The sequence below is a fragment of the Streptosporangium sp. NPDC002544 genome, assembly GCF_040295965.1.
Taxonomy (GTDB): domain Bacteria; phylum Actinomycetota; class Actinomycetes; order Streptosporangiales; family Streptosporangiaceae; genus Streptosporangium.
Genome location: NZ_JBEOWJ010000013.1, coordinates 78,021 through 103,043 on the forward strand (window position 1 = coordinate 78,021; position 25,023 = coordinate 103,043).

General features: G+C 69.7%; 21 protein-coding genes. 9 read left to right on the top strand and 12 right to left on the bottom strand.

The features are described 5' to 3' along the window. On the bottom strand, positions 1–2,716 hold a 2,716-nt coding region (locus tag ABT061_RS21195), incomplete at its 3' end, for an NB-ARC domain-containing protein (protein ID WP_350920292.1). 691 nt (positions 2,717–3,407) lie between these two features. Here ABT061_RS21195 and ABT061_RS21200 point away from each other — a divergent pair. Together ABT061_RS21200 and ABT061_RS21205 are read left to right on the top strand one after the other, a co-directional pair. Beyond that, the gene (locus tag ABT061_RS21200; RefSeq protein WP_350920295.1) at positions 3,408–5,402 is read left to right on the top strand and encodes a vWA domain-containing protein; all 1,995 of its coding nucleotides are present in this window, start codon (positions 3,408–3,410) and stop codon (positions 5,400–5,402) included. Between the two features lie 49 nt (positions 5,403–5,451). Beyond that, positions 5,452–7,047, top strand: coding sequence for an extracellular solute-binding protein (locus ABT061_RS21205; protein ID WP_350920297.1), 1,596 nt, complete (start codon positions 5,452–5,454; stop codon positions 7,045–7,047). Positions 7,048–7,104: 57 nt separating this feature from the next. Here ABT061_RS21205 and ABT061_RS21210 read toward each other — a convergent pair whose 3' ends face one another. Then, entirely contained in the window at positions 7,105–7,611 is a 507-nt protein-coding gene (locus ABT061_RS21210) for a lytic polysaccharide monooxygenase auxiliary activity family 9 protein (protein ID WP_350920300.1), read from the bottom strand. Positions 7,612–7,999: 388 nt separating this feature from the next. Here ABT061_RS21210 and ABT061_RS21215 point away from each other — a divergent pair, with 388 nt between their 5' ends. Together ABT061_RS21215 and ABT061_RS21220 are read left to right on the top strand one after the other, a co-directional pair. Further along, the gene (locus ABT061_RS21215; RefSeq protein ID WP_350920303.1) at positions 8,000–9,385 is read left to right on the top strand and encodes a glycoside hydrolase family 16 protein; all 1,386 of its coding nucleotides are present in this window, start codon (positions 8,000–8,002) and stop codon (positions 9,383–9,385) included. 533 nt (positions 9,386–9,918) lie between these two features. Beyond that, a complete protein-coding gene (locus ABT061_RS21220; protein WP_350920306.1) occupies positions 9,919–10,539 on the top strand; it encodes a S1 family peptidase in 621 nt (206 codons plus the stop codon). A gap of 166 nt (positions 10,540–10,705) precedes the next feature. On the opposite strand, the gene ABT061_RS21225 is transcribed toward ABT061_RS21220, so the two are convergent. Continuing rightward, positions 10,706–11,143: a cold shock domain-containing protein gene (locus tag ABT061_RS21225; protein WP_350920309.1), complete on the bottom strand. Its 438-nt coding sequence runs from the start codon at positions 11,141–11,143 to the stop codon at positions 10,706–10,708. A 342-nt stretch (positions 11,144–11,485) separates the two neighbouring features. Beyond that, positions 11,486–12,136, bottom strand: coding sequence for an SRPBCC family protein (locus tag ABT061_RS21230; protein ID WP_350920312.1), 651 nt, complete (start codon positions 12,134–12,136; stop codon positions 11,486–11,488). 317 nt (positions 12,137–12,453) lie between these two features. On the opposite strand from ABT061_RS21230, the gene ABT061_RS21235 reads away from it, so the two are divergent. Then, a complete protein-coding gene (locus tag ABT061_RS21235) occupies positions 12,454–13,416 on the top strand; it encodes a threo-3-hydroxy-L-aspartate ammonia-lyase (RefSeq protein WP_350920315.1) in 963 nt (320 codons plus the stop codon). A 142-nt stretch (positions 13,417–13,558) separates the two neighbouring features. Here ABT061_RS21235 and ABT061_RS21240 read toward each other — a convergent pair whose 3' ends face one another. The 3 genes from ABT061_RS21240 to ABT061_RS21250 all read right to left on the bottom strand — a co-directional run bounded on the left by ABT061_RS21240 (position 13,559) and on the right by ABT061_RS21250 (position 15,839). Continuing rightward, positions 13,559–14,017: a hypothetical protein gene (locus tag ABT061_RS21240; RefSeq protein WP_350920318.1), complete on the bottom strand. Its 459-nt coding sequence runs from the start codon at positions 14,015–14,017 to the stop codon at positions 13,559–13,561. Between the two features lie 90 nt (positions 14,018–14,107). After that, the gene (locus ABT061_RS21245) at positions 14,108–15,115 is read right to left on the bottom strand and encodes a 1-aminocyclopropane-1-carboxylate deaminase (protein WP_350920321.1); all 1,008 of its coding nucleotides are present in this window, start codon (positions 15,113–15,115) and stop codon (positions 14,108–14,110) included. A 28-nt stretch (positions 15,116–15,143) separates the two neighbouring features. After that, positions 15,144–15,839, bottom strand: coding sequence for a GntR family transcriptional regulator (locus ABT061_RS21250; protein WP_350920324.1), 696 nt, complete (start codon positions 15,837–15,839; stop codon positions 15,144–15,146). A gap of 163 nt (positions 15,840–16,002) precedes the next feature. On the opposite strand from ABT061_RS21250, the gene ABT061_RS21255 reads away from it, so the two are divergent. Both ABT061_RS21255 and ABT061_RS21260 read left to right on the top strand, forming a co-directional pair. Continuing rightward, positions 16,003–16,704, top strand: a complete 702-nt coding sequence (locus ABT061_RS21255) for a CBS domain-containing protein (RefSeq protein WP_350920327.1) — start codon at positions 16,003–16,005, stop codon at positions 16,702–16,704. A 136-nt stretch (positions 16,705–16,840) separates the two neighbouring features. Next, the gene (locus tag ABT061_RS21260; RefSeq protein ID WP_350920330.1) at positions 16,841–17,020 is read left to right on the top strand and encodes a hypothetical protein; all 180 of its coding nucleotides are present in this window, start codon (positions 16,841–16,843) and stop codon (positions 17,018–17,020) included. Positions 17,021–17,130: 110 nt separating this feature from the next. Here ABT061_RS21260 and ABT061_RS21265 read toward each other — a convergent pair whose 3' ends face one another. Beyond that, positions 17,131–18,327: a CaiB/BaiF CoA transferase family protein gene (locus ABT061_RS21265; protein WP_350920333.1), complete on the bottom strand. Its 1,197-nt coding sequence runs from the start codon at positions 18,325–18,327 to the stop codon at positions 17,131–17,133. Continuing rightward, positions 18,324–18,956 carry a GntR family transcriptional regulator gene (locus ABT061_RS21270; protein ID WP_350920336.1) on the bottom strand — a complete coding sequence of 211 codons (633 nt, stop codon included), beginning with the start codon at positions 18,954–18,956 and terminating at the stop codon, positions 18,324–18,326. Before ABT061_RS21270 ends, ABT061_RS21265 begins: the two co-directional genes overlap by 4 nt. 283 nt (positions 18,957–19,239) lie before the next feature. Between ABT061_RS21270 and ABT061_RS21275 the strand changes: the two genes are divergently transcribed. Beyond that, the gene (locus tag ABT061_RS21275) at positions 19,240–19,926 is read left to right on the top strand and encodes a class I SAM-dependent methyltransferase (RefSeq protein ID WP_350920339.1); all 687 of its coding nucleotides are present in this window, start codon (positions 19,240–19,242) and stop codon (positions 19,924–19,926) included. 217 nt (positions 19,927–20,143) lie between these two features. Here ABT061_RS21275 and ABT061_RS21280 read toward each other — a convergent pair whose 3' ends face one another. Next, complete coding sequence (locus tag ABT061_RS21280; RefSeq protein WP_350920342.1) at positions 20,144–20,701, bottom strand: TetR family transcriptional regulator; 558 nt, start codon at positions 20,699–20,701, stop codon at positions 20,144–20,146. A 618-nt stretch (positions 20,702–21,319) separates the two neighbouring features. Here ABT061_RS21280 and ABT061_RS21285 point away from each other — a divergent pair. Next, positions 21,320–22,312, top strand: a complete 993-nt coding sequence (locus tag ABT061_RS21285; protein ID WP_350920345.1) for a phosphatidylinositol-specific phospholipase C — start codon at positions 21,320–21,322, stop codon at positions 22,310–22,312. A 227-nt stretch (positions 22,313–22,539) separates the two neighbouring features. On the opposite strand, the gene ABT061_RS21290 is transcribed toward ABT061_RS21285, so the two are convergent. After that, on the bottom strand, positions 22,540–23,754 hold the full coding sequence (locus ABT061_RS21290) for an acyl-CoA dehydrogenase family protein (protein WP_350920348.1): 1,215 nt from the start codon (positions 23,752–23,754) through the stop codon (positions 22,540–22,542). Positions 23,755–24,000: 246 nt separating this feature from the next. Next, positions 24,001–24,951: a glucosyl-3-phosphoglycerate synthase gene (locus ABT061_RS21295; RefSeq protein WP_350920351.1), complete on the bottom strand. Its 951-nt coding sequence runs from the start codon at positions 24,949–24,951 to the stop codon at positions 24,001–24,003. Positions 24,952–25,023: the final 72 nt, after the last annotated feature.

Consider the following 25,023-nt stretch of genomic DNA (forward strand, 5'->3'; position numbering starts at 1 on the left):
CCAGCCAGCTGCTGTCAGGAGCGATCACCACCTGACGCACCACCCCGGCATGCCCGGACAGAACGGCCCGCTGCCTGCCGTCGGACTCCCACAGCCGCACGCTCCGATCCTCGGAAAGGGTCGCCAGCCAGCTGCTGTCAGGAGCGATCACCACCTGACGCACCACCCCGGCATGCCCGGACAGAACGGCCCGCTGCCTGCCGTCGGACTCCCACAGCCGGACCGAGCCGGTGGACGTCCAGGTGGCCAGCCAGCTGCCGTCAGGGGCGATGCGGATCCCGGGTGCCGCTCCGGTGTGTCCCGTCAGAACGGCTCGCTCGTCGCCGTCGACTCCCCACAGGCGCACGCTCCCGTCTCCGGAGAGGGTCGCCAGCCAGCCGCCGTCCGGCGAGACGGCCATCTTGGAGACCTCGCGTATCGGCCTGTTCCGGCCGGAGACCTTCTCGTTCTCCTGGTTCCAGCCGCGCATCAGCAGGGTGTCCCTCAGGGTTCGCGGCTTGGTCCTCACCCTGACCGGGCTCCTGAGGGTCAGGCGCTTCCTCCCCTCGGGGCTCCACAGGGCGACCCTTCCCCGCACGGAGAAGGTGGCCAGCCACGAGGCGTCCGGCGCGGCCACCATCCCGGCAAGCCTGCCGATTCCGCTCTTCAGTACGGCGCGCCTGCTTCCTTCGGGGTTCCACAGGGCGACCCTTCCCCGCGCGGAGAGAGTCGCCAGCCACGAGGCGTCCGGCGCGGCCACCATCCCGGCAAGCCTGCCGACGCCGTTCTCCAGGATCGCTCTCTGGGTGCCGTCGATCCCCCAGACCTGCACTCTCCGGCGTCCGGAACGGGTCACCAGCCACGAACCGTCCGGCGCGGCGGCGACCTCGTGAACCGGCTTCCGATGAGTGGCCAGCGTTGTCCGGGTAGTGCCGTCGGCCTTCCATATCTGCACACCGTCGCGGCCGTGGACGACGAATCTCGATCCGTCCGGTGTGATCGAAACGTCCCTCAGCCGTTTCGTCGTCGAGGTCAGCGTTCCCAGCAGGCAGGTGGCGCCGACGTCGGGCAGCGGCCAGCGGGCTCTCAGGAAGGGGGTCTCGGTCTCCTGGCTGTAGCGCTCGATCGATGCCCGCATCGGCGGGAACGCGTACAGGCGGGCCAGCAGGTTCGCGGTGGAGACGGCATCCGATTCGAAGGGGGTGAGCAGGTGTGCGCTCCGGGCGATCAGCTGCCGGACCCCGGCGACGGAGCGGGAGGTCGACAGCATCAGATCCGACTCCGCCGCGGCCACCCCGAAGGCCCGTATCCGGGTGACGAACCATCGCACGTCGTGCAGGAGCGACTCCAGCTCCCGATGCCTTCTCCCCTCGGCGAGGTGGAACAGCAGATGGTCCCAGAGATAGGGCACCTCCCTGGGCAGTCTCCACCATTCGGCGTCCGCCGCGAGGTCGTCGTCGGGGATCAGTTTGCGGGCCTCGTCGAGGAAGTCGCGGTTGGCCGCCTCGACGCGTTCTCTCCCCAGCCCGTACTCCGAGCGGAGGTGTGCACGGACGACGTCGTGGATCGTGATCGACGGCCCCGTTCCCTCCGTCTCGTGCCTGTCGATCAGTGACAGGTCGTGCAGCCTCGCGCAGAGGCGCTCGGTCTGCTCGGAGGTGAGTCCGGCGGTGGCGCGCCAGAGAAGCCCGGCGGTGCCGACCGGTATGTCGGCGTCCTGCGGGAAGACGCCCAGCTCAAGGAAGCGGGCACGGTCGAACACGCCGAGAGCTTCGAGGCTGTGCTCGACCGTCACGCGCACCGCGGTCTCCCGCTGGCGGGGAATGGTGACGTCCAGGGTGGCGGGTCCGGCCCGGCCGAGCCGCTCGGCGGCCCGGCGGGCGGCGACGTCGGCGTTCACCCCGCCACCGTGCTCGTCACGCAGGCGCGCGTTGACGAGGTCCAGTAGCAGCGGCCATCTTCCCGTCAGGCCCATCAGGCTGTTGACGACGCCGGGGTTCATCGGCGGTAGCCCACGGCTCAGCAACTGGACGGCCACCCGCGGCGCCATCTCGTCGACGATCATCGCGATCGCGTTCGGGGGAAGGGCTCTGGGCAGGCGGGTCGTCACCAGCACCCGGGACCGCACCGCCGCGGCCAGGAAGGGTCTCAGCTGTGCCAGGCTCCACACGTCGTCGACCACCAGCAGCGTCTGGCCCCGCTCCGCCAGGATCTCGGCCATCCGGTGGCCGGCCTGCTCCGGGCTGGAGAACTCCGGCCGAGTGCCCGTCACGGCCTCCGTGACGTCGTTGGCCAGCGCCGCGATGTCGACACCGGTGCGGTCGCGGCCCACCGTGACCCAGATGACACCGCCCTTGAACCGCTTCCTCACCTCACCGCTGTGGCACGCCTCCACGGCCAGGGACGTCTTACCGAAACCGCCCGCCCCGGCGATGCCGGTGGTCAGGCCGATCGTTCCCGAGCCTCTCATCGTCAGAGTGGAGACCACGTCGTCCAGCTCGGTTCTGCGGACCCACCCCGCCTTTCTCTCGGGCACCCGGAAGAGCCCGCCGTGAGCGCGCGACTTCATCAGTTCCGGCGTCAGCCGGGTCAGCAGGACGATGAGGAAGGCGGTCAACCCGAAAGTCGCGACCCAGGTGATCCGGTTCTCGGCCACCGTTTCCGGAAAATATTCTCCGACCATTCCAATCGGCAGCCCGACCAGGATTCCAACAACTACCAGAAGCGCCGTGGCCATATCGGCGAATTTTTTTGTGCGACGAGCCAACGATCACCTCGACAGTGCCGACCCCTGCCCAGACGGGCGCTGGGAACCCTGAACGCACGATATCTGTTCCCCATTGCCGCCGAGTTGAATCACCGATGTTCGGGTAATTAACGCGCGCACAGAAAGCCATGTTGCACGCTTTGCGCTGCTATGTCCACGGCATCGACACCGACCATTCCGATTCACATTCAATAGAGGTCCTTTTCCGTGGTGCCGCGATCACCCTCGGCCATCCCTTTCGAGCCGCCGGCCGGGTCCGCCGTGGCCGTCAGCGGTCAGGGCCGCCTGCGGGGAGCCGCCCCGCGCGACCAGGCCGCGAACGGCGGTGCGCCGCAAACACTTCCCCTGTCACTAAATGCAGCCATAAGGCGAACATAGAGACTCGTGTCCGAATCGATGTTTAGTGTCGATAAAAAAGGCAGTGAAATCAAGATATCCATCGCATTCGACGGGCCGACGGATTAGGATCTGACGCGGTCGGAGCCGAGCCGGGAAAGGCCGCTCCCCGCTCATCCCACGCCAAGGCGCCGTCCTCGAAACCCCGTCAAAATCCTGTCACAGGAAAATCCATCGCCTGGAACCTCGCCGCCCGAAGTGCCCCGTTCGAAGTACGGCCGTCTGAGAGCCCGTCGTTCACGTCGTCGAACAGGTAGTGATCTCCATGTCCGGCCCCTCCCCCTCCTCACCCGCCGACGGCTCGCGGGACCCGGACGCCGGCCAGCCCGGCGGCCTCCCGGCGAAGCTCAAGGAGATCGCCGCGACCGCCCTGGTCACCGGCGGCGTCACCACCCTGTTCGCGGTGCTGACGGACGGGGTGCGGGCACTCGGCACGGGTCTCGCCCTGCTCGTCTGCGCGGTGATCGGCCTGGCCGTGGCCGTCCTGCTGACGCTGGGAAGGTTCGCCCGCCTGCTGCGCCGATGGCTCGAACCGGCCGGACGGGCCGTCGCGCGCCGTCGCGCGGCGGGAAGGCCCGCACCGGGCATGCCAGGGCGGAGGCACCGGCGGCTGGAGGGGTTCGTGCTCAAGTTGTCGGCCGGCTACATCGGCGTCCTCCTCGGCGCAGCGGCCGTAACGGTCCCGTGGGGGGTCGTCCAGGGCGGAACATGGCTGAGCCACCGGATCTGGCCCCCCGACTGCGAGCGGCCGCTGGAGTTACGCGTCGTCACCGCCCCGGAGAACGTGACCGCCCTGCGCGAGAGCATCGCCCTGTTCGTCCAGGGCAGGCTGGTGGACGGCTGCGCACCGTACACGATCTCGGTGGGGGTGGCGCCCTCGGTCGGGGAACTGGCCTACGCCTTCGGCGACAACTGGTACCGCGACGACGCGCGTCAGGAGGGTGACGAGCCGTTTCGCCGGCTGTACGGTCCCCGGGCCGACGCCTGGGTCGCCACCAGCACCGGCGAGGCCAGGCTCGTCGCCGAGGACGTGGGAGCGGGCGGCGCCACCCTCGACATCGGCCCGTCGGTCGCGTCCGACCGCCTGGTGGTCGGCATGATCAGCGGGCGTGCCGAGAAGGTCAGGAAGGAACTGCCGGCGGGGCGGCCGGGCAGCCACAGCCTCCCGGTCCTGTGGAAGGTGGTCCGATCGAAATTCGGCATGCCGGTGAGCTACCCGCAGCCCGAACTCTCCACCGCCGGGCTCGTCGCGGTCTCCGACCTCATGCCCCTGGGCGACATCGTGGACCGGGAGCAGCGCGACATCGTCGCCGAGAGCGTCAGCTCGCTGCTCTGCCGGTTCAGGACCGCGAGCCGCGGGACCGGCGGCGAGGAGCTCAACCGGAGCCCCGCCCTGGTGATCCCGTTTCACAGCCTGACGGACTACAACGACGGGCGGTTCAACGACCCCCACTGCCCCGAGGGGGCGCCGAGCGGGATGACCAAGCTCAAGGAGTTCTTCTCTCCCGGGCTCTCCGGGCTGGACTACCCGTTCGTCACGATCAGCTGGCCGGACGAGCGGAGCGCGGAGCGCACGAGCGTGCTCGGCCTTCTTCGCTCGTGGCTGGCCGCCAACCCGCTCTTCGGTGAGCGCTCCGCTGAGAGGGCGGTCGTGCGCTCCCCCGCGGCACTGCGAGAGGCCCAGAGCCGGTTCTTCGGTCTCCTGCCCCGGCTCGACGCCGAGATCGCCCTCGACGTGTCCGGCTCGATGACCGCACCGCCCCGCTCCCTGCTGGTACGCCTGCGTGAGACCTTTCCCGACATCAAACCGCTGATCACCCCTCGTGACGACCTCGCGCTGAGCGCCTTCTCCACGGTCGGCCGCAGGACCCGGGTCAGGGAGCTCCAGCCGGCGGCGGGCCGCGCCGAGTTCGACGAACTGACCAGGAGCGTCGCCGGTACCAGGGCGGAGGGCTCCGACGCCCCGATATCAGACATGATCATGAACCTGAACCGGCGGGCCGGATCTCCTGGGCGTGCCCTCGTCGTCGTGACCGACGGGGGCGTCTTCGACAACGAGCGACGGGGGAAGGGCGTCGGCGGGACGCTCGCCCGCGCGTCCAATGTCAACGCCCTCTATGTGCTGGCCCTCGGCGACAACGGCTGTGATCGCTCTCCCCCGCGTGCGGGGAAGTACCGCGAGTGTGTGGAGGCGGGAGCCGACATGCGGCAGGCGCTGAGACACCTGATCTCCAGCCTGCGTGGAAAGGACCGCCGTTGACCTCCCTCCCAGGGCCGGAGCCCGGGATCTCCACAGCCAAGGAGATTCGATGAGCCTGACGCGACGCCCGCGCGCCCTGCTCGGCAGGTTGAACCCCGGCCAGCGTCGCTGGGGCGGTGCCGGGGTGGTGGCGGGGCTGGTGCTGGCCTCGGTGCTCATCTCCCTCACCGCGAGGGATCCCTCGCTCCTCACCGGGAAGCCCGCCTTCCCCGCCGACTGCGGAGGACCTGACCGGCTCACCGTGGCGACCGGCGCCGACATCACCGCCGGCAGCTTCCGCCGCGACCTGATCGAGGAGTGGAACCGCACGCACACCACCCAGGTCACCCTGGTCGAGGTGGCCGAGCGTACGGACGAGGAGCGGGCCGAGATGGCGGGCCGTGCCCGGCTGGGGAGTTGCGCCTACGACGTGCTCTCGGTGGACGTGGCCTGGACCGCCGAATTCGCCCGGAGCGGCTATCTCCTTCCGTACCCTCTCGATCCACAGAAGGCGGGCCTCTTCGTGGACAACGTCCTGAAGACGGGCCAGGTGGACGGGGTCCAGTACGCGGTGCCCTTCGTCACCGACGTGCCCCTGCTGTTCCATCGCCGCGGCCTGCCCGTGCCCACCACGACGGAGCAGCTCTGGAAGTACGCCGCCGCGAACGGCGGGTACGCCGTGCAGCTCGGCGACTACGAGGGGGGCACCGTCAACCTGCTGGAGGCGGTCCTGTCCGCGGGTGGAAGGGTCACCGACGGTGACCGGATCGTGCTGGACGAGGGAGTCAACGGCGAGCGGACGCGCGAGGCGCTCGCGCGCTGGCGGGCCCTGCTGGAGAACGGCACCCTGGCACGCGGGGCGGAGAACTTCTCCAAGCAGGACACCTTCAACGCCTTCAGGGACGGTTTCCTCGCACGAGGCCCGAAGGACTCCGCGGAGGAGAGCAGCCTCCAGGCGTTCCGCGACGAGGAGGCGGCCTACATGCGCAACTGGCCGTTCGCGTTTCACCGCCTGGCCACAGACCGCTCGATGTACGACGGCCACCGGCGTCTGCGCTTCGGCATGGCCGCACTGCCCGGCGCCGGCATCCTCGGGGGTTTCAACCTGGCGATCTCCGCTCGCTCCGACAATCCGGAGAAGGCACGGATGCTCATCGACTTCCTGACCGGCCACCAGGCCCAGGCGCGGCTGTTCGCCTGCAGCGGCTATCCGCCGGTGCTCGAATCCGTCTACGAGGAATACCGGCGCGACCCGCGCACCTGCGACCAGCTCTCGGTTTCCCCCGGGACGGAAACGGGCTTCTCCGGGAGAACGGACTGTACGCCGGGGACGGGAGCGAATCCCTCGACGGGGGCGGCCATCGCCGCCGCAGGCCCTCCCGGCGAGGACCCTGAGATCACCGCTCCCATGCTCCAGGAACTGGCCGGGAAGATCCACCAGGCCCTGTGCAAGGCCGAATCACGCCCGCAGTACTCCTACTACTCCGCTTTCAGTGAGGTGTTCCGCGGGTGCGCCCGCGCGGTGGTCAACGGCGACCTGCCCGCCAGGGAACTGGACCTCGCCCGGTTCGCCGACGCCCTGCGCGCCGCCCGGCAGGGTAGGGCGCCGGAGGGCGCCGCCGGGTCGCTCGCTCACTGCGGGAAACCCGAGCGGCGGCCAGGATGACGGGAACCGCCCCCGCCCCCACCGGGGCGCGGAGGGGGCGGGAGCGGGTCGGATGGGTCAGCGCTGCAGGTCGACGCAGGAGTAGAAGGCGTTGGCGGTGTCGGCGATGTTCCAGACCGCGAGAACCTTCAGGCGGCCTGTCCTGCCGCCCAGGTTCACGTTGTGCGAGACCGTGGCGCCGGGCTGCCTGCCGCCGTCGTTGAAGACCGCGATCCGGGTGTTGCCGATGTAGTACTCCCAGGTGCTGGTGGCGTGGCGGGCGGTCAGCACCCAGTTGAAGGTGACCGAGTTGCCGACACTCGTGGCCGGCCAGCCCTTGCTCTCGTCGCTGAGCTGGGAGAACCGACCGACGTTTCCGTGGCAGTTTCGCAGGCCCTTGGGGCCCTCCACGCTCTGCGGCTCGTAGATGATGTCGCCGCAGTTGGAGACGCGGCCCTGGGCGCACATGGCCTGACGGCTCGGCGGCGACGAGATGTAGCCGTGCGCGCTGGCCGGTGAGGCGATGAACACGGTGGCGGCGATGGCGATGATCGCCGTCGCAAGGAAGGTGACCGTTCTGCGCATGTACTGCTCCTTCGCTGGGGGGTAATTCGAATATAAAGGAAACTTTCCTAACAGTAAATATTCGAGTCAGCGAATATCCGAAAACGCTGTCAGACTTCCGGTCGCCGGACACCCCCGGGGGGGGCGCCCGGCGACCGTGGCCCCGACAAAGGCGGGCGGCCACCCGGACCCCGGCAGGGTGCCGCACGTCGGACGGCGGCACGGGCAGGACGTCCGGAGCGCGGAGCGACGACCGAACACCTTGCGACAAGTACTGAGAGCGCTCTCCGGCTTTTTCCGACTCGGGTGTTGACCCTGGCTTAACCTTCGCGTAACAGTGATATCAATCGGTCTTTACGCTGCAGCGATGTTCGACCGTCCGCCTCGTTCGCCTTGTGAGAGGTTTCGAATGAGCCACCCCCCAAGAAGAAAGCGCTCTCTCGGATGGATCTCGGCCATCGTCGCCGCGCTGGTGCCGATGATGATCGCCATCACCGCCCACGCCTCCGTCCCGGCAACCCCCTCCGGCTGGTCCCTGGTCTGGAGCGACGACTTCACCGGCGGCGCCGGGTCACTTCCCTCCTCCGCCAACTGGATCGTCGACACCGGCCACGCCTACCCGGGCGGCCCCGCCAACTGGGGCACCGGTGAGATCCAGCGCTACACCGACAGTCCCGCCAACCTGAGCCTCGACGGCGGCGGGAACCTGCGCATCACCCCGATAAAGAGCGGCAGCGAGTGGACGTCCGCCCGCATCGAGACCCGCCGCTCGGACTTCAAGCCCGCCGACGGCCGCATCCTGCGCATCGAGGGCCGTATCCAGATGCCCAACGTCACCGGTGACGCCGCACTGGGCTACTGGCCCGCTTTCTGGGCGCTGGGCGCGCCGTATCGCGGTAGCTACTGGAACTGGCCCGGCATCGGCGAGTTCGACATCATGGAGAACGTCAACGGCATCAACTCCGTCTGGGGCGTGCTCCACTGCGGTGTGAACCCCGGCGGGCCCTGCAACGAGACCACCGGCATCGGCGCCAGCCGGGCGTGCCCCGGTTCCTCCTGCCAGTCGGCGTTCCACACCTACCGCTTCGAGTGGGACCGCAGCATCACCCCGAACCAGCTGCGCTGGTACGTCGACGGGCAGCAGTTCCACAGCGTCAGCCAGTCCCAGTTCGACGCCGGGACCTGGAACAACATGACCGGCCACCAGGGCTACTTCATCCTGCTCAACGTGGCCATGGGCGGGGCGTTCCCCAACGCGCTGGCCGGGCAGACCCCGACCGCGGCCACGGTCTCCGGCCGCCCGATGCTCGTTGACTACGTGGCCGTCTGGCAGAGCGGCTCCGGCTCCAATCCCACCCCGACGATCACTCCCCCGCCAGGTGGGGTGGACGCCCGCTCGACCATCCAGGCCGAGCGCTACCAGGCTCAGGCGGGCACGTCGCTGGAGACCACCACGGACACCGGTGGCGGGCAGAACGTCGCGCAGATCGGCAACGGCGACTGGCTGCGCTTCGACGGAGTCAACTTCGGCGGCGCGGCGGCCACCCAGTTCAAGGCCCGCGTCGCGTCCGGGGCGGCCGGCGGGGTCAGCGGGCTGGTCCAGGTGCGCCTCGACAGCCTGACCGCGGCTCCGATCGGCGACTTCGCCATCGGTAACACCGGTGGCTGGCAGAACTGGCGTACGGTCCCGGCCAACATCGCCTCGGTGACCGGAACCCACACGGTCTACATCACCTTCACCAGCGGGCAACCCGCCGACTTCGTCAACCTCAACTGGTTCTCGTTCGGCAACTGAACCCGGTAGGGCCCGCGCGTCTCCCAGGACCCGCGGGCCCTACCACTCGGGATCACCCCGCCGTGGGAGGCGTGAAACGCTGTCCGACCTGCCCGACCCCGGGCACCCGTCAGCGTGCTCAAGGAGCGGCCCGGAGGACTTCGCCGGCGGTGCGGGGGAAGGCGCAGCCGCAGACAGCCGGCGATCAGCAGTTGCAGGGCCTCGGTACCGCCACGGGTATCGAACCACTCCACATCGATCAGCGAGAGCCCAGCAGCCACGGCCTGTTCCAACGGATCAGTCACAGTGTGCGCGAAACGGACTCCCCAGGCGGGCATCCGCGCTGTTCAAGCGTGGCGTGGCGGCACCGCCCCCGCGCGGGAGGCCCGGGAACGGCCTGGTGGCCCCGCTCGAAATCGCCATCCGCGTGGCGCCCGCTCCCCGCGGCCGTGACCGGCGATGGCTGAATTAGCATTGCATCACCCATGTCGCGTCACCAGCCGCAGACGCGGGGTCCCCTCACGTCCGGAGAAGCCGGAGTCGAGGAGAGGCTCATGTCCCGTAGGCACATCGTCACCGCAGGGTGTGTTCTGACGCTCACCGCGCTTACCCCGTCGGTCGTCCCGGCTGTCGTCCCGGTCCGGGAGGCGAGCGCCTTTGCCACCTCGTCCGCCGGGAAACGGAAACCACCGCCCGATCCCATCAAACAACTACCGCCGGGCATGATCGAAGCACTCCAACGCGACTTCGGTCTCACCAGGGCACAGGCCGAAACCCGGCTGCGCAACGAGGCCCGGCTGACGGCGGTCGAAGCGAGGCTCCGCGACATGCTCGGCGGCTGCTTCGGCGGATCCTGGCTCATGGGAACCCTCTCCGAGACCCTGGTGGTGGCCACCACCAGCACCGCCGACATCCCCCGCATCGTCGCGGCGGGCGCCCGGCCCAAGGTCGTCGCCGCGTCGCTCGCGAAGCTCAGGGCGATCAAGCAGAAACTCGACGAGTCCCTGCCCAACCACCCGACCGGAGGAAGCGTCCGCTACGTCGACGTGAAGAACAACAAGGTGGTCATCCTGTCCAGGCACGCCGAGGCGACCCGGCTCCTGGTCGCCTCCGTCCCGGTGGACAGGTCCCTGGTGGTCGTGCAGCCCTCCACGGAGACCCCTCGGCCCTTCTGACGCCCATCGGGACCCGTGTCCCGACGATCTCCGCCGCACCGTTCAGCCTGCGGAGCGAGCAGGACGGCCCACATCACTCTCGGCGACGGACGCCCACCGACATCGGCTGGTTCTCGTTCGCGCGACCCGCGCATCCAGGAGGATGCGCGGGCCCCACGCGGAGGCGTCAGTCGTCGACCCAGCCATGGGATCGGGCGAACGCCAGGAAATGCTGCCGGACCTGCCCGATCTGCGCGCCTGTCAGCGTGGGCGCGTGCTCGATGAGCAGCTCGGTGACCGCGCCGCTGAAGGACTTCGCCGACAGCACGTCACACACGCCGTCGTCGTCGCCAAGCTGCTGGGAGGCGACCGAGGAAGGCGTCACCGACGGCGCCGTCACCGCGACCGGCCGGCGCGCCGGCGGATCCACGAGGCTGACCGTCGACACCTTGAGGCCGCGTTCACTCTCCATGACCTCGTACTCCACCCGGAGGCCCGGCTGAACCACATGCCGGTTCTCACCGAAGTCGTTGGCGTGGAAGAACACATCCTCGCCTCCTCCGACAGCGGCGATGAAACCATATCCGCGCACCTCGTCGAAACGGAGGATCGTACCGATTGCCACCACAACACCACCTACACAGAGAATTGCAACGCTCTACATGACCTTGCCGGAACCCTCCGGCCCAAGGATCCGGCCCCGCCTGTCACGCCGGATCACCGCTCTCCTCCTCATCGCTCTGCCTCCCACCACCCGACGGCACGGGCACCCCGCGACCGGATCCACGACCCGATCCGTGGGCGGTCCCGGCACCGGCCGCCCGCCGGGGCCCGCCGAGGGACCGGGCCCGCACCCTCCCCGTTCAGGCCGGACGACCCGATGCTAGCCCGGACGGCGCGCCGCGCGCATCGATCACCTCGACCGCTTTCACCGTCCGTCCGCCGGCTCTCCCGGCCGTCCGGTACGTCAGAGCTCGCTCGACGCCTCAGCGGCCGGGGCGGTGTAGGCGGCCGTGACCCGATCCGCCGCGGCCCTCGCGCGGGCCTCGTCCGCACCCGCCGCGACGTCTGCCTCGTACCACCCCAGGCTGCTGAGTGCCATGAACCGCCTGCCCTGGTCGGACGCCGTCCACGCCCCGGCCTCCTGCGGGTCCACGGCCTGTCCTGACGACAGGTGGACGGCCAGGCCCACGAGTCCCAGGTCCCAGCCGACGCCGAGCGCGCCGGGCCCGAACTCCTCCCACCTGTCGTCGACATGAGCGACGTGCTCGAGCTCGAAACGCGTTCCGCCCCCGGGCTCGGCCGTCAGCCGGACTTCGATCCAGCTGACGTCCCCGCCGTACTCCCAGGTGGCGGCATAGCTCTTGGGCGGGTCGCAACGCTCGATCCTGCCGCCCGCGTTGCCCTGAAGCTGGTAGCGGCCATGGAGCCGCAGGTCACCGGAGATGGGCAGAAACCACCGGGGGATGCGCTCGGGGTTGGTGCAGGCGTCCCAGAGGTCTTCGATCTCGGTGTCGTATGTCTGGCTGACGATCACGACACGCGCCTCACCCGCCTCGAGCACACGGCTGCCGACCCGCCGCCGTACGGCACTGATCTGCCGGGTGACATCGATCATGCGGTTCTCCTCTGGTCTGGTCCCTTGCCGGGGTGGTGGAGTCGACATCGCGCAGCGGTTCGGTGCTCACCACGTGGAGGCGCTCCCTGGAGCGCGCCAAGAAATATTAGAACGTGTTTGAGTGGTGAGCGGATGGTTCGGTAAATACGTTCGACTGAACATGGGGACAGACCAAGCCGGTCACCACGACAGTCGGCAGAAGCGGCGCTTTCCGTGCTCTGGGTAGAATCCTGCCTTCGCCGGAGGAGTGCGGATCACCCAGGCCCGGGTCGTCGAGATTGTGGCCCCGGCCGTGTCCAGCAGAGAAGAGCCAGCCGATGCCCCAGTCGCCGACCTACGACGACGTCCGGAGCGCCGCCGCCCGCATCGCGTCACAGGCCCACCGGACCCCGGTGCTGCGCTCGCGACTGATCAACGAGCGCGTCGGCGCCGATGTGGTGTTCAAGTGTGAGAACTTCCAGCGTGTGGGCGCGTTCAAGTTCCGCGGCGCGTTCAACGCCCTGTCGCGCTTCACCCCCGAGCAGCGGCGCTCCGGCGTGATCACCTACTCCTCCGGCAACCACGCCCAGGCGATCGCCCTGGCCGCCCGGCTGCTGGACATCCCGGCCACGATCATCATGCCGTACGACGCGCCGGCCGCGAAGGTGACCGCCACCGAGAGCTACGGCGGGCAGGTCGTCCGCTACGACCGCTACACCGAGGACCGGGAGGAGATCGGCCGCGCGCTGGCCACCGACCGCGGCCTCACGCTGATCCCCCCGTACGACCACCCCCACGTGATCGCCGGTCAGGGCACCGCCGCCAAGGAGCTGTTCGACGAGGTCGGCGAGCTCGACGCGCTCTTCGTACCGCTGGGCGGCGGCGGGTTGCTGTCCGGCACGGCGTTGTCGACCCGGGCGCTGTCACCGGACTGCATGCTGTACGGCGTCGAGCCCGAAGCGGGCGACGACGGCCGGCGATCACTGCGCCAGGGCACCATCGTCCACATCGACACCCCGAAGACCATCGCCGACGGCGCGCAGACCCAGCACCTGGGCACCTACCCGTTCGACATCATCCGCCGCGATGTCAACGACATCCTCACCGCCACCGACGCCGAACTCGTCGAGAGCATGAGGATCTTCGGGTCCATCATGAAAACGGTCGTCGAGCCCACCGGATGCCTCGGTTTCGCCGCCGTCCGCAACCTCGCCCCCCGGCTGCGCGGGCAGCGGGTCGGCGTGATCATCAGCGGGGGAAACGTCGACCTCGACCGTTACGCGGCACTGCTGACCTCTTGACCCGAGAGGCATCGACGCGGTGCTCGCGCGTTCCCGGACCTGTGCGACCAGGTGGGCCACCGGGCCCGTTCTCGCATGCTTCTGTGGATCAACGGCCCCTTCGGCGGCGGCAGGACGCAGGCCGCGTACGAGATCCGGGCCGTCAGGCGGTCTGCAGGCGGTCGGCGAGGCGGTCGAGACCCTGCCTGATCATCTGCCCGTACCCGTCGTCACCGAGTGCGTCGACGGCGGCGCGCCCGCGCCGGAGGTGGTCGCGCGCACGATCGAGATCGCCGAGCCTGCGGTAGACGTCGCCGAGGTTGAGGTGCAGGGAGGGGTAGAACCCGCTCGCGGGGCCGGTGACGCCCGCCTGCCGCGCCCGTGCGTCGGTGATCAGGTCTGCCGCCTCCAGGGCCCGCAGGTCCCAGAGCAGCTCCTCGTGCGCGTCGTCCTGGACGTCTGCCATCGAGTGGGCGAGAGCACAGCGATGCAGGGGATCACCGGTCGCCCCGATCTCCTGCCACAGCTCGGAGAAAAGCCTGCGGGCGGCTGCCCGCTCGCCGCTCTGGCCCAGCGCCATCCCTTGGCCGATCCTGGCCATCGTCACATCGGGCTCGGCCATCCGCCCTCCTTCACACGGGGTTCTCGGTGACCCTAATGGCGGGCACCGACAAAACTCAGCTCCGTGGCCAGGAGGGCGGGGACGCGGGAGTCAGCGGAAGAGGGCGCTGTAGGCGTTGACTGCGGGCTGCCCGCCGAGGTGGGCGTAGAGCACGTTGGAGTCCGGACCGATCTCACCGCTTTTGACCAGGTCGATGAGCCCGGCCATGGACTTGCCCTCGTACACCGGGTCGATGATCATTCCTTCCAGACCGCCGGTGAGCCGCATCGCGTCCAGCGTCGAGGAGACCGGGATGCCGTAGAAGTCGCCGGCCCAGCCCTCCAGCACGGTGATCTCGTCTTCCCGCAGGTCGCGCCCGAGACCGATCAGCTCGGCGGTGTTGCGGGCGATCCTCTCCACCTGCGCCCGGGTCGCCTCGATCTTGGCGGAGGCGTCGATGCCGATCACCCGGCGGGGACGGTCCTGACCGGCGAACCCGGCGATCATCCCGGCGTGGGTGGAGCCGGTGACGCTGCAGACGATGATCGTGTCGAAGAACACGCCGAGTTCTCGCTCCTGTTGCTGGACCTCGTAGGCCCAGTTGGCGAAGCCGAGGCCGCCGAGGCGGTGGTCGGAGGCCCCTGCCGGGATCGCGTAGGGCACGCCCCCCGCCTCCCGTACCTCCGCGAGGGCCTGCTCCCAGCTGTCCCTGAAGCCGATGTCGAACCCCTCGTCGACCAGCCGCACCTCGGCGCCCATGATCCGGGAGAGCAGGATGTTGCCGACCCGGTCGTTGACCGAGTCGGGCCAGTCGACCCAGCTCTCCTGGACCAGCAGGGCCTTCAGCCCCAGCTTGGCCGCGACCGCCGCGACCTGGCGGGTGTGGTTGGACTGCACGCCGCCGATGGAGACCAGGGTGTCGGCGCCCTGGGCGAGTGCCTCGGGGATCAGGTATTCCAGCTTGCGGGTCTTGTTGCCGCCGAAGGCGAGACCGCTGTTGCAGTCCTCCCGCTTGGCCCAGATACGCGCTCCGCCCAGGTGCGCGGTGAGTCGATCGAGTGGGTGCACCGGGCTCGGCCCGAACAGCAGGGGATAGCGGGGAAAGTCCGCGAGGGACATGTCGTGCTCCTTGAGTTTCCGGGGCGATTCAGCTTGAGAGTTTCCACGCGCCGCCGGCCGCGTCCCCGGTCGCCGAGTCCAGTAGTGGTGCGAGGGTCTGCCAGTTGGCCCGCGCGGCCAGCGCGGCGCCGTCGGCGTCCCCGGCCGCGCACAGCGCGATGATCTCGTCGTGCATCTCCACGGATCCCCTGCCGGTGAGCGAGGAGAAGCGCAGCCGCTCGACTCGGCGCAGCGCGGGGGTGACCTGCTCAAGCACCGACCTGACCACGTTGTTCGCGCACGCCGTGACGGCGACCTGGTGGAAATCGTCATCGGCGGCCAGCGCCCCGTCGACGTCACCGCGCCGCAGCGCCACGGCGAACCGCTCGTTGGCCTGACGCATCAGGTCGAGTTCCTCACCCGACAGCACCGGCACCGCTTCGCGCACGGCCAGTTCGTGCATGGCCGCGGCGACGGACTGGGCGTTGCGGGTCTCCCTGTCGTCCAGCGGGCTGACGATGGTGAACCGGCCCGGTTTCGTCTGCACCAGACCCGACTGTTCGAGACGGGCCAGTGCCTCGCGGATCGGCGTGCGGCTGATGCCCAGCCAGCTGATCAGATCGGCGTCGTTGAGACGTTCGCCGGGCGCGAGGGTGCCGTCGACGATCGCGTCGCGGAGGGCACGGTAGGCGTCCTCCCGCAGCAGGGATCTGGCGACGAGACCTTGGCTTTTCGGGACCGGCATGCGAAATATTGCACATCACACTTTGCGTATTGTCAATCGAACCCGAACGCCGAATGCCTCATCAGGACCGAAAGACCACCGATGAAGGACTTCCGACCCTCACCCTGGGACGGGTCCCGCTGTCCAATGAAGGAGAGGATTCCATCCCTTCGAGGAGGAAACGATGCGCGTGAAGGTGAACGAGGTCATGACGCGAGCTGTCGCGTCGGTCAACGGCAGCACGCCGTTCAAGGACGTCGCCGAGGTGCTCATCGCCCACGGGGTGAGCGCGGTGCCGGTCGTCGACGCCGAGAACCATGTCCTCGGCGTCGTCTCGGAGGCGGACCTGCTGGCCAAGGAGGAGTTCAAGGAGCAGTACTACCGCGAGGGCTACCGGCCGCCGTTGCGTGCCCGGCTGCGGTACCGGCTCAGCCGGGAGGGGCGTTCGGCCAAGGAGAAGTCCCAGGGCGACACCGCGGCCGAGCTGATGACCGCGCCCGCCGTGACCATCACCCCGAACGCCCCGGTGGTGTCGGCGATGCGGCTGATGGACGAGCGCGGCGTCAAGCGCCTGCCGGTGGTCGACCGTGAGGGCAGGCTGGAGGGCATCGTCAGCCGTCAGGACCTGCTCAAGGTGTTCCTGCGCACGGACGACGAGATCGCCCGCGAGATCAGGGAGGACGTTCTCGATCACTCCCTGTGGGTGGACACCTCCCAGGTGAAGGTCACCGTCAAGCAGGGCATCGCGAAGCTGAGCGGTCACATGGCACGGCACAGTGACGCGCTGATCGCGGCCCGGATGGCGCTGCGGGTCCACGGGGTGGTCGACCTGATCGACGAACTGGAGTGGGACGAGGACGACGTCCCCGCGTGGCAGGGCCGGTAGCACCGACTCCACGACCATCGCGGGAACCTCGCACAACCTGACCTGGTACCTGCCGAACGGCACGGATTCAGCCGCAACTGCTCGCACCCGCGCAACACCAGCAAGGCGATCGCCGAGAAGGGCGCCACGGTGTTGCGTGGACGCCGACATGAGCAACGGCAACCCGGCGCTGGGCAACCGGCTCGGCTCTCGCGCGATCACCCCGCCGAACGGCAGGGCCCTGCCGGTGAACTACGTCGTCGGCGGGCACTCGGCCGGCGGCCACGATGACGAGCGTGTCCGCGGAAACGCCCGTACACCTCGTCGTGGTCCCTGATCACCCGCGGCTCCGGGGATGGCGGGCACCCTCCGCGCGGCGCGCGAGAGGTTCCTCGGGCGCCAGGACGCGGACGGCGGGGTGGTGGGACATGGAGGGCTCCCTCTGTTTCAGATGACTCCGGCAGCCGACAGGCCGGTGAACTCCGCCTCCGTCAGGCCGAGGAGCCCGCGGTAGACCTCCTCGTTGTGCTGCCCGAGCGCGGGCCCGGCGCTGCGCACGCTTCCGGGGGTGTCGGAGAGCTTGGGGACCACGTTCTGCATGGCCAGCTCGCCGAAGTCCGGGTGCGGGACGCGGACGATGGCCTCACGGGCGGCGAAGTGCGGATCGGCGAACATGTCCTTGGCCGTGTAGACCCGCCCGGCGGGGACACCGCCCTCGTGCAGCGACCGAAGCAGCTCGTCCGCGGGGATCCCCGCGGTCCAGGCGGCGATGATCTCGTCAAGCTCGGCCATGTTCGCGCCGCGCGCGCCGTGGGTGGCGTAGCGCTCGTCGGCGGCCAGCTCGGGCCGGCCCATCAGGGTCGCCAGGCGGGTGAAGACGCTGTCCTGGTTGGCGGCGATGAGGATGGTGTCGCCGTCCTCGGTCGGGTAGACGTTGCTGGGCGAGACGTTGGGCAGCACGGTGCCGGTGCGCTCGCGCTGGTAGCCGGCCTGCTGCCATTCGGGCACCATCGACTCCATCATGGCGAGCACCGCCTCGTAGATCGCCGAGTCGACGACCTGGCCCCTGCCGCTGCGCTCACGCTCGTGCAGCGCGACGAGCGTGCCGACACAGGCGTGGGTGGCGGCCAGGGAGTCGCCCAGCGAGATGCCGGCGCGCGCCGGCGGCCGGTCGGGGTCGCCGGTGACGTGGCGGATGCCGCCCATGGCCTCGCCGATCGAGCCGTATCCGGCTCGGGGGGCGTAGGGGCCGCTCTGACCGAACCCGGTCACCCGGGTGATGACCAGGCGGGGGTTGATCTCGTGCAACCGGGCCGGGGACATGCCCCAGCGCTCCAGCGTGCCGGGCCGGAAGTTCTCCAGCAGCACGTCCGCCCGCTCCACCAGCCTGATGAGCAGGTCCTGCCCCTCGGGGGTGCGCAGGTCGCAGGTGACCGACTTCTTGTTGCGGGCCACGACCGGCCACCACAGCGACCGGCCGTACGGCTTCTCCCGGCCCCACTGGCGCATGGGGTCGCCCCGGCCGGGGTCCTCCACCTTGATGATCTCAGCGCCGAAGTCACCGAGCAGCTGGCCGCAGAACGGCCCGGCGAGCAGCTGGCCGAGCTCGACGACTCGGATGTCTCCGAGCGGAAGGCCTCTCAAGTGTTGTTCTCCTGACGACGGGGACCGAGCAGGGACGCGCGGGCGGAGAACAGGTGGGCGCGCATCACGGCCTCCGCCCATTCGGGGTCTCCGGCGCGCACGGCCGCCACGATCTCGATGTGATGGTTGACGCTGCGGCGCATGGCCTCGGAGTCGAAGGCTCCGTAGGTGCGCAGCAACACGGGTGAGTGGACCAGCGAGCTGATCGACTGGGCCAGCACCTGACTGCCGCCGAGCCTGACCAGTGCCTGATGGAAGTCGGCGTTGAGGCGGTAGACCGCCTCGACGTCGCGGCGGCCGGCGTGCTCGGCGAGGGTCGTCGCCAGCTCGTGCAGGCCCGCGATGTCCTGCTCGGTCGCGACGGCCACCGCCTGCCGGACGGCCAGCCCCTCGATCCTGGCGCGCAGCTCGAAGATCGTCTCCAGATCGGCGCGGGGATACACCACGACTCTGGCGCCCTTGTTGGCCGTGATCTCGACCAGTCCCTCGGCCTGCAAGCGCCGCAGCGCGTCGCGGATCGGGGTCCGGCTGACGCCCAGCGCCTCGGCCAGCTCGACCTCACCGAGGTGGTCACCCGGCTCGTAGTGACCACTGAGGATCAGGCCGCGCAGGCTATCGACTGTCGACATGTATACAGCCTTATCAAATTTTCCCCCACAGTGGCACTATGGGAGAAAAATGACAGGCTTTTGCATACAACCAGCGGCGAGCTGGTGCGGTGATCGGGAATCCTCAACGGCTTCCCCGGCGGGCCGAACCGGAGATCGCCTCCCCGCCATCGGATGGGCTTCGCCACGTGATGTCGTCGACGACGGACGGCCCGGCCGGTGCCCGGGAGCGACCATCACGTGAAGGTCATAACCCCGTTCTCTCGGCCCGCGTCCCGGCGCGCCGCCGCACAGAATGGAGATCATGACTCCACGACGGCTCTACCACGGCACGGGCCCTGGCCCGATCACCCCGGACGGCTGCTCGGTCGACTACTACACCACCCTCACCCCCAGGGGCGAGCCCGAACTCATCCATGCCTCGATCCCGGCCGGGGCGAGCATCCTCGAACTCGGTGCGGGCGTGGGCCGGATCACCCACCGCCTGCTGGAACTCGGGCACGAGGTCGTCGCGGTCGACGAGTCGCCCGAGATGCTCGCCCACATCCGCGGTGCCGAGACCGTGTGCTCTCCCATCCAGACCCTGGCCCTGCCCAGGACCTTCGACCTCGTGCTGCTGATGTCGTTCGTCATCGAAACCGCCGACGACGACCTGCGCGCCGCGTTCCTGCGCACCTGCGGCGCGCACGTCTCCGCCGACGGCTGCGTCATCCTGCAGCGCCAACCCCCCGAGTGGTACGACACCGTCCAGCCGTTCGAACGCGATGCCGGCCCCGATCGCACCGTCAGAATGACGCAGGTCAGCCGCCCCGCCCCCGACCTGCTCGACGCCACCATGGAGTACACCATCGGCGAGCGGCGCTGGACCCAGACCTTCGTCAGCCACCGCCTCGACGACGACTATCTGGAACACTCCCTCAACCAGGTGGGCCTGACCATCTCCGGATTCCTGAACGACGACCGCGGGTGGGTACGCGCCACACCTCTGTGACGCCCGCCCCTTTCCGAACGATCGAAGCAGAGCCGGCATCGACCCATCGGTGACACCGGGCACCAGGCCGCCACCTCGCCGAAGCGGTCGTCGCGAACCTGTCAGGTGAGAGACCTCATCTCACCTCCGCCCCGGCCCGTCCGCGAGTCGTGCGGCACTCATCTGCCCGAGGCCGGTCAGGCGCTCGGCGCCGACCGGCTGGGCCGGGTGATCCCGGTCAGGGCTCGATCCCGTGGCGGAGCAGCGTCCACACCCGTTCGGCGGTCGTGCGCCGCTCGGAGGCCGGGAGCCTGGCGAGGAGCCCGGCGAGCATGCCGACGGCCAGTACCAGGTCATCGGCGGTGACGTCCTCGCGGAGTTCACCGGCGCGCCGGGCCTCGGCGAGTGTGCCCGCCAGCAGGTCCGCCACCCGGTCGCGCACTTCGACGACGCGAAGATCGCCGGCCGAGGGCACGCTGACCATGTCGATGAACGCGGTCGAGGCGATGGTCTGCTCGGTGAGCAGAGCCAGCATGTCGGCGAGGGTGGTGCCGGGTTCGGCGGCCAGCGCCTCCAGGTCGGCGACACTGTCCTGGAACACGGCCAGCGCGAGGCTGATGCGGTCCGGAAAGTGCCGGTAGAGGCTTCCCTGACCGACCCCGGCCACGCGGGCGACCGTGGTGAGCGGTGCGTCGTATCCGGCGTCGGCGAAGACCTCGCGGGCGGCCGCTATCAGCGCCGCCCGGTTCTCCGCCGCGGCGCTGGGTCCTCTGTTGGGTCGACGCGTGACAGTCACAGCGCTTCCGATAGCAACCGGACCATATGGTCCGGTTGCTATCGGAAGCGCCATGACCGCTCGACGGATCACGACGCCGGTCCCCCCGCCACAAGTACGGCGGGCAGGCTCGGCCGCCGCGATTCACCGCGACACGATCACCACGACAACACCACCGCCTTGGCCTCGGGCCACATCTGCCCCGGCCCCGGCTCGACCATCGCCCTCGCCGTCGTCTTCGGCCACCGCGCCGCACAGCACGCCGCATCAGGCCGGTGACGGCACGGCCGATGATCAGGCGCTGGACCTCGCTCATCCCCTCGAAAGAGGGAGCCCCCGGCCACCATCGTCCGACCGGCAAGGCAAACGATCATGGAAAAGACCCGGTCGCGACCAAAACCCGGTGGGGGCCGACACTGTTCGGCATGAAACCGGCGGAGTCCCGGGAAAAGCGGTACGGCAGCCCGGCCGAGCTGCGACAGCCGGGCATAGCGATTGACCGGAGCTCGCCGGGCCTGGGGCCGGTCGGCCCGGCTTCAGGCCTGGCTCCGCCGCCCTCACCGTGCCATGCTGTTCCCGCCACCTTACTGATCAGTAGGGTTACTTGGCGCGTGCTCCCCATCCCCCCACGGAGGCACCGTGATCACCCTGGCTCCCCGTCCGCCCGCCCCGGCCCGCCGGGGCGGGTTGCGCGTCCTGGCCACGTTCATCTCGCTCATCGTCGCCATGGCGCTCGCCGTGGCCGCACCCGCCGCCCCGGCGTGGGCGGCCGGCCGGCACAGCGGCGACCTGCAGCTGGCGTCGAACCCCGACTGGATGAGCGGGCTCCCCGACGGCGCGAGCCTGGCCGCGCTGTCGATCCCGGGTACGCACGACACCATGGCGTACCAGGCGTCCATCATCTCACTCACCCAGGAAAGCGCGCTGCCCGTCCAACTTCAGGCCGGTGTGCGGATGCTGGACATCCGGACCCGGCACTACCGCGACGCCTTCCCGATCCACCACGGCGCCGAATACCTGCGCGCCAACTTCACCGACGTGGTGCGCTCGGTCGCCGCCTTCCTGGCCGGCCACCCCCGGGAGTCGGTGCTGATGCGGTTGAAGCAGGAGCACACGGCCGCCGAGAACACCCGCAGCTACGAGCAGACCCTGAACTGGTATATCAACGACAACCCCGACACACGGGACCTACTGCGTGACCATCTGTGGCGGCCGCCCGCAGGATACGACGGCCGGATCCCCACCCTCGGGGAGACCAGAGGGCGCATCGTCATCCTGCAGGACTTCGGCAGCGGTCACGGCTACGGGCCGCGCTGGAACGGCGACCGCATGGACCTCCAGGACGATTACCAACTGCCGACGCTCTTCCACATCCCCCAGAAGTGGAACGCCGCGCGCGCCCAGTTCGAGCAGGCGGGTGCCGGCGCCGGCGGAATCCTCTACGTCAACCACCTCAGCGCCTCCGGCGGGGCACTGCCCAAGTCGATCGCCTACGGCGCGCTCGGCGTCACGGGGATGAACGAGCGGGCGCTGACCTACCTGGCCACGGGGAGCGTGCCCAGGACCGGCGTAGTGGTGGCCGACTTCCCCGGGCCGGACCTGGTGAACACGATCATCGCCCATAACTTCTGATCCCTGGAGCCAGGCAGGGACGATCGGGGCTCGCGCTCCGCACGACCGCCGCAGCCGCCTTCGAGGTCTACTGCAGCGGGTGCCCCTCGACCCCGACCATCACTCTGTGTGACTTCGGCGCGGTTGCCCGGCACGGGCGCTTGAGACGCATTTCCGGCTCTGACGGACCAGTGACGGACCAGGGGTCCAAAACGCCGCTCAGAGCCGGTTTCTTGAAACGGGCATTTTCAGCGAACGGGCAGGCCGGTGACGGCGCGGCCGATGATCAGGCGCTGGATCTCGCTGGTGCCCTCGAAGATCGTGAAGATCTTGGCGTCGCGGTGGAAGCGCTCGACCGGGTGGTCGCGGGTGTAGCCGGCCCCGCCGAGGATCTGGATGGCCTGGTCGGTGACCCAGACCGCGGTCTCACCGGCGACCAGCTTGGACATGGAGCCCTCGGCCTGGCCGAAGGTGCGGTTGTTGCGGGCCATCCAGGCGGCACGCCAGGTCATCAGGCGGGCGATGTCGACGCGGGTGGCCATGTCGGCCAGCAGGAAGGCGACGGCCTGGTTCTCGCCGATCCTGCGGCCGAACTGCTCGCGCTCGCGGGCGTAGTCGCGGGCGTACTCGTATCCGGCGCGGGCGATGCCGACCGCCATGGCCGCCACCGAGGGGCGGGTGGTCTCGAAGGTGCGCATCGCGCCCTGCTCCCCGGCCCGCTCGCCGGAGCGGACGCGGGCGAGCCTGGCGTCGAGCTTCTCCCTGCCGCCGAGCAGGCAGGAGCCCGGCACGCGCACGTTGTCGAGGACGACCTCGGCGGTGTGGGAGGCACGGATGCCGTGTTTCCTGAACTTCTGGCCCATCGACAGACCGGGGGTGCCGGCCGGGACGACGAAGGACGCCTGACCGCGGGTGCCCAGAGACGGGTCGACGGAGGCGACGACGACGTGGACGTCGGCGATGCCGCCGTTGGTGGCCCAGCTCTTCACACCGTTGAGGATCCAGTCGTCGCCCGAGGGGACGGCGCGGGTGCGGATGGCACCCACGTCGGAGCCGGCCTCGGGCTCGGAGGCGCAGAACGCTCCGAGCCTGACCTCCGAGGGGGTGCCGAACATCTGCGGGAGCCACTCGCCCAGCTGCTCGGGGGTGCCACTGGCCGAGAGGGCCGCGGCGGCCAGGCCGGTGCCGACGATGGACAGGCCGATGCCCGCATCCCCCCAGAAGAGCTCCTCGAAGGCCACGGTCAGCCCGAGCCCGCTCGGCTCGAACCACTGCTGGGCGAAGAAGTCGAGGGAGTAGAGCCCGATCTTGGCGGCCTCCTGGATGATCGGCCAGGGGGTCTCCTCGCGCTCGTCCCATTCGGCCCCGGCCGGGCGGACCACCGAGCGGGCGAAGTCGTGCACCCAGTCCCGCACCTCGCGCACGTCGTCACTCAGCTCCGGGCAGAAGCCGCTCTCGCTCATCGTCCACGCCTCCTCAGGGTGCGTTACCAACGGTAACACCCGAACTTTACCGGCGGACGGATCGCTCCGCGCAACCGGAGGACCGCCCCTTCTCCGGCACCGACCGGCGAGCGGCCCCGCTCCCGGAGGCCTCGTTCACCGCCGTCGCGGGTTCCGTCCACCGCCGTGCGGGAATGCCACCGGGCCACGCGCTCCCCGGCATCGCGGGCTCCGTACGCCGCCCGGGATCACGCTCGTACGGCGTGGTCAGCGAGCGGAGCGGTAGCCGGGAACAGTGATCATCGGCGGGCGTTCGGCGACGGCGACGTCCCGGACGCTCACCTGGTGGCCGCTCGCGCCCCGGCGGAACTGGGCCAGGCGGGGAGAGGGGCTGTGCAGGGAGACCATCATGTTCTGGCGCTCCAGGCGCGACCAGGAGGTCTGCAGGATCTGGGCGGCCATCCCGCCGAGCGCCTCCGTCGACTGGTGGGAATGGACCCGGCGGCCCAGGTCCACCTGGGCCAGGGCGTCGAGCCCGGCGAGGTCGAGCAGGTCGATCAGCAGGCCGAGCTCCACGCCGTAGCCGGTGACAAAGGGCACGCTCTCCAGCACGGACCTGCGCCCGGCGTACTCCCCGGCGAGGGGTTGCACGAATCCGGCCAGCAGCGGCCAGTGCAGGTTGAGCAGGGGGCGCGCGACGAGCTCGGTGACCCGGCCGCCGCCGCTCTGCACGTTCTGCAGAGGCCGGTCGTAGCAGCCCTTGACGTAGACCACCGCCTCGTCGGCGAGCAGCGGGCCGAGCAGCCCGGTCACGAAGGACGTGCGGAACTCGCGCAGGTCGGCGTCGATGAACACGAGCAGGTCGCCGGAGGTCGCGGCGAGGGACTTCCAGAGCGCCTCGCCCTTGCCGTCCAGCGGTTTGAGGTCGGGCAGGATCTCGTCCTGCGCGATCACCGTCGCCCCGGCGCGCGCGGCGCGTACCGCGGTGTCGTCGACGGAGCGGGAGTCGATGACCACGAGTTCGTCGACGAGCGGCACGGCCTCCATCAGGTCGTGGCGGATCGCGGTGACGATCTCCCCGACCGTCTCCTCCTCATCGCGCGCGGGCAACACGACGCTGATCGTCGTCTCACCCTTGGCTCTCAGCAGCTCCGGCAGCGACCAGTCGCCCGAGGATGAGGTGCGCTCGCGTAGCCATGCCTCGACCTCAGGCAGCACAGCCCACCCTTCCCATCACCTCGGTACTTACGGGTATCACCTTATGTGGCGCTGATTCCGCACAAGTACCGG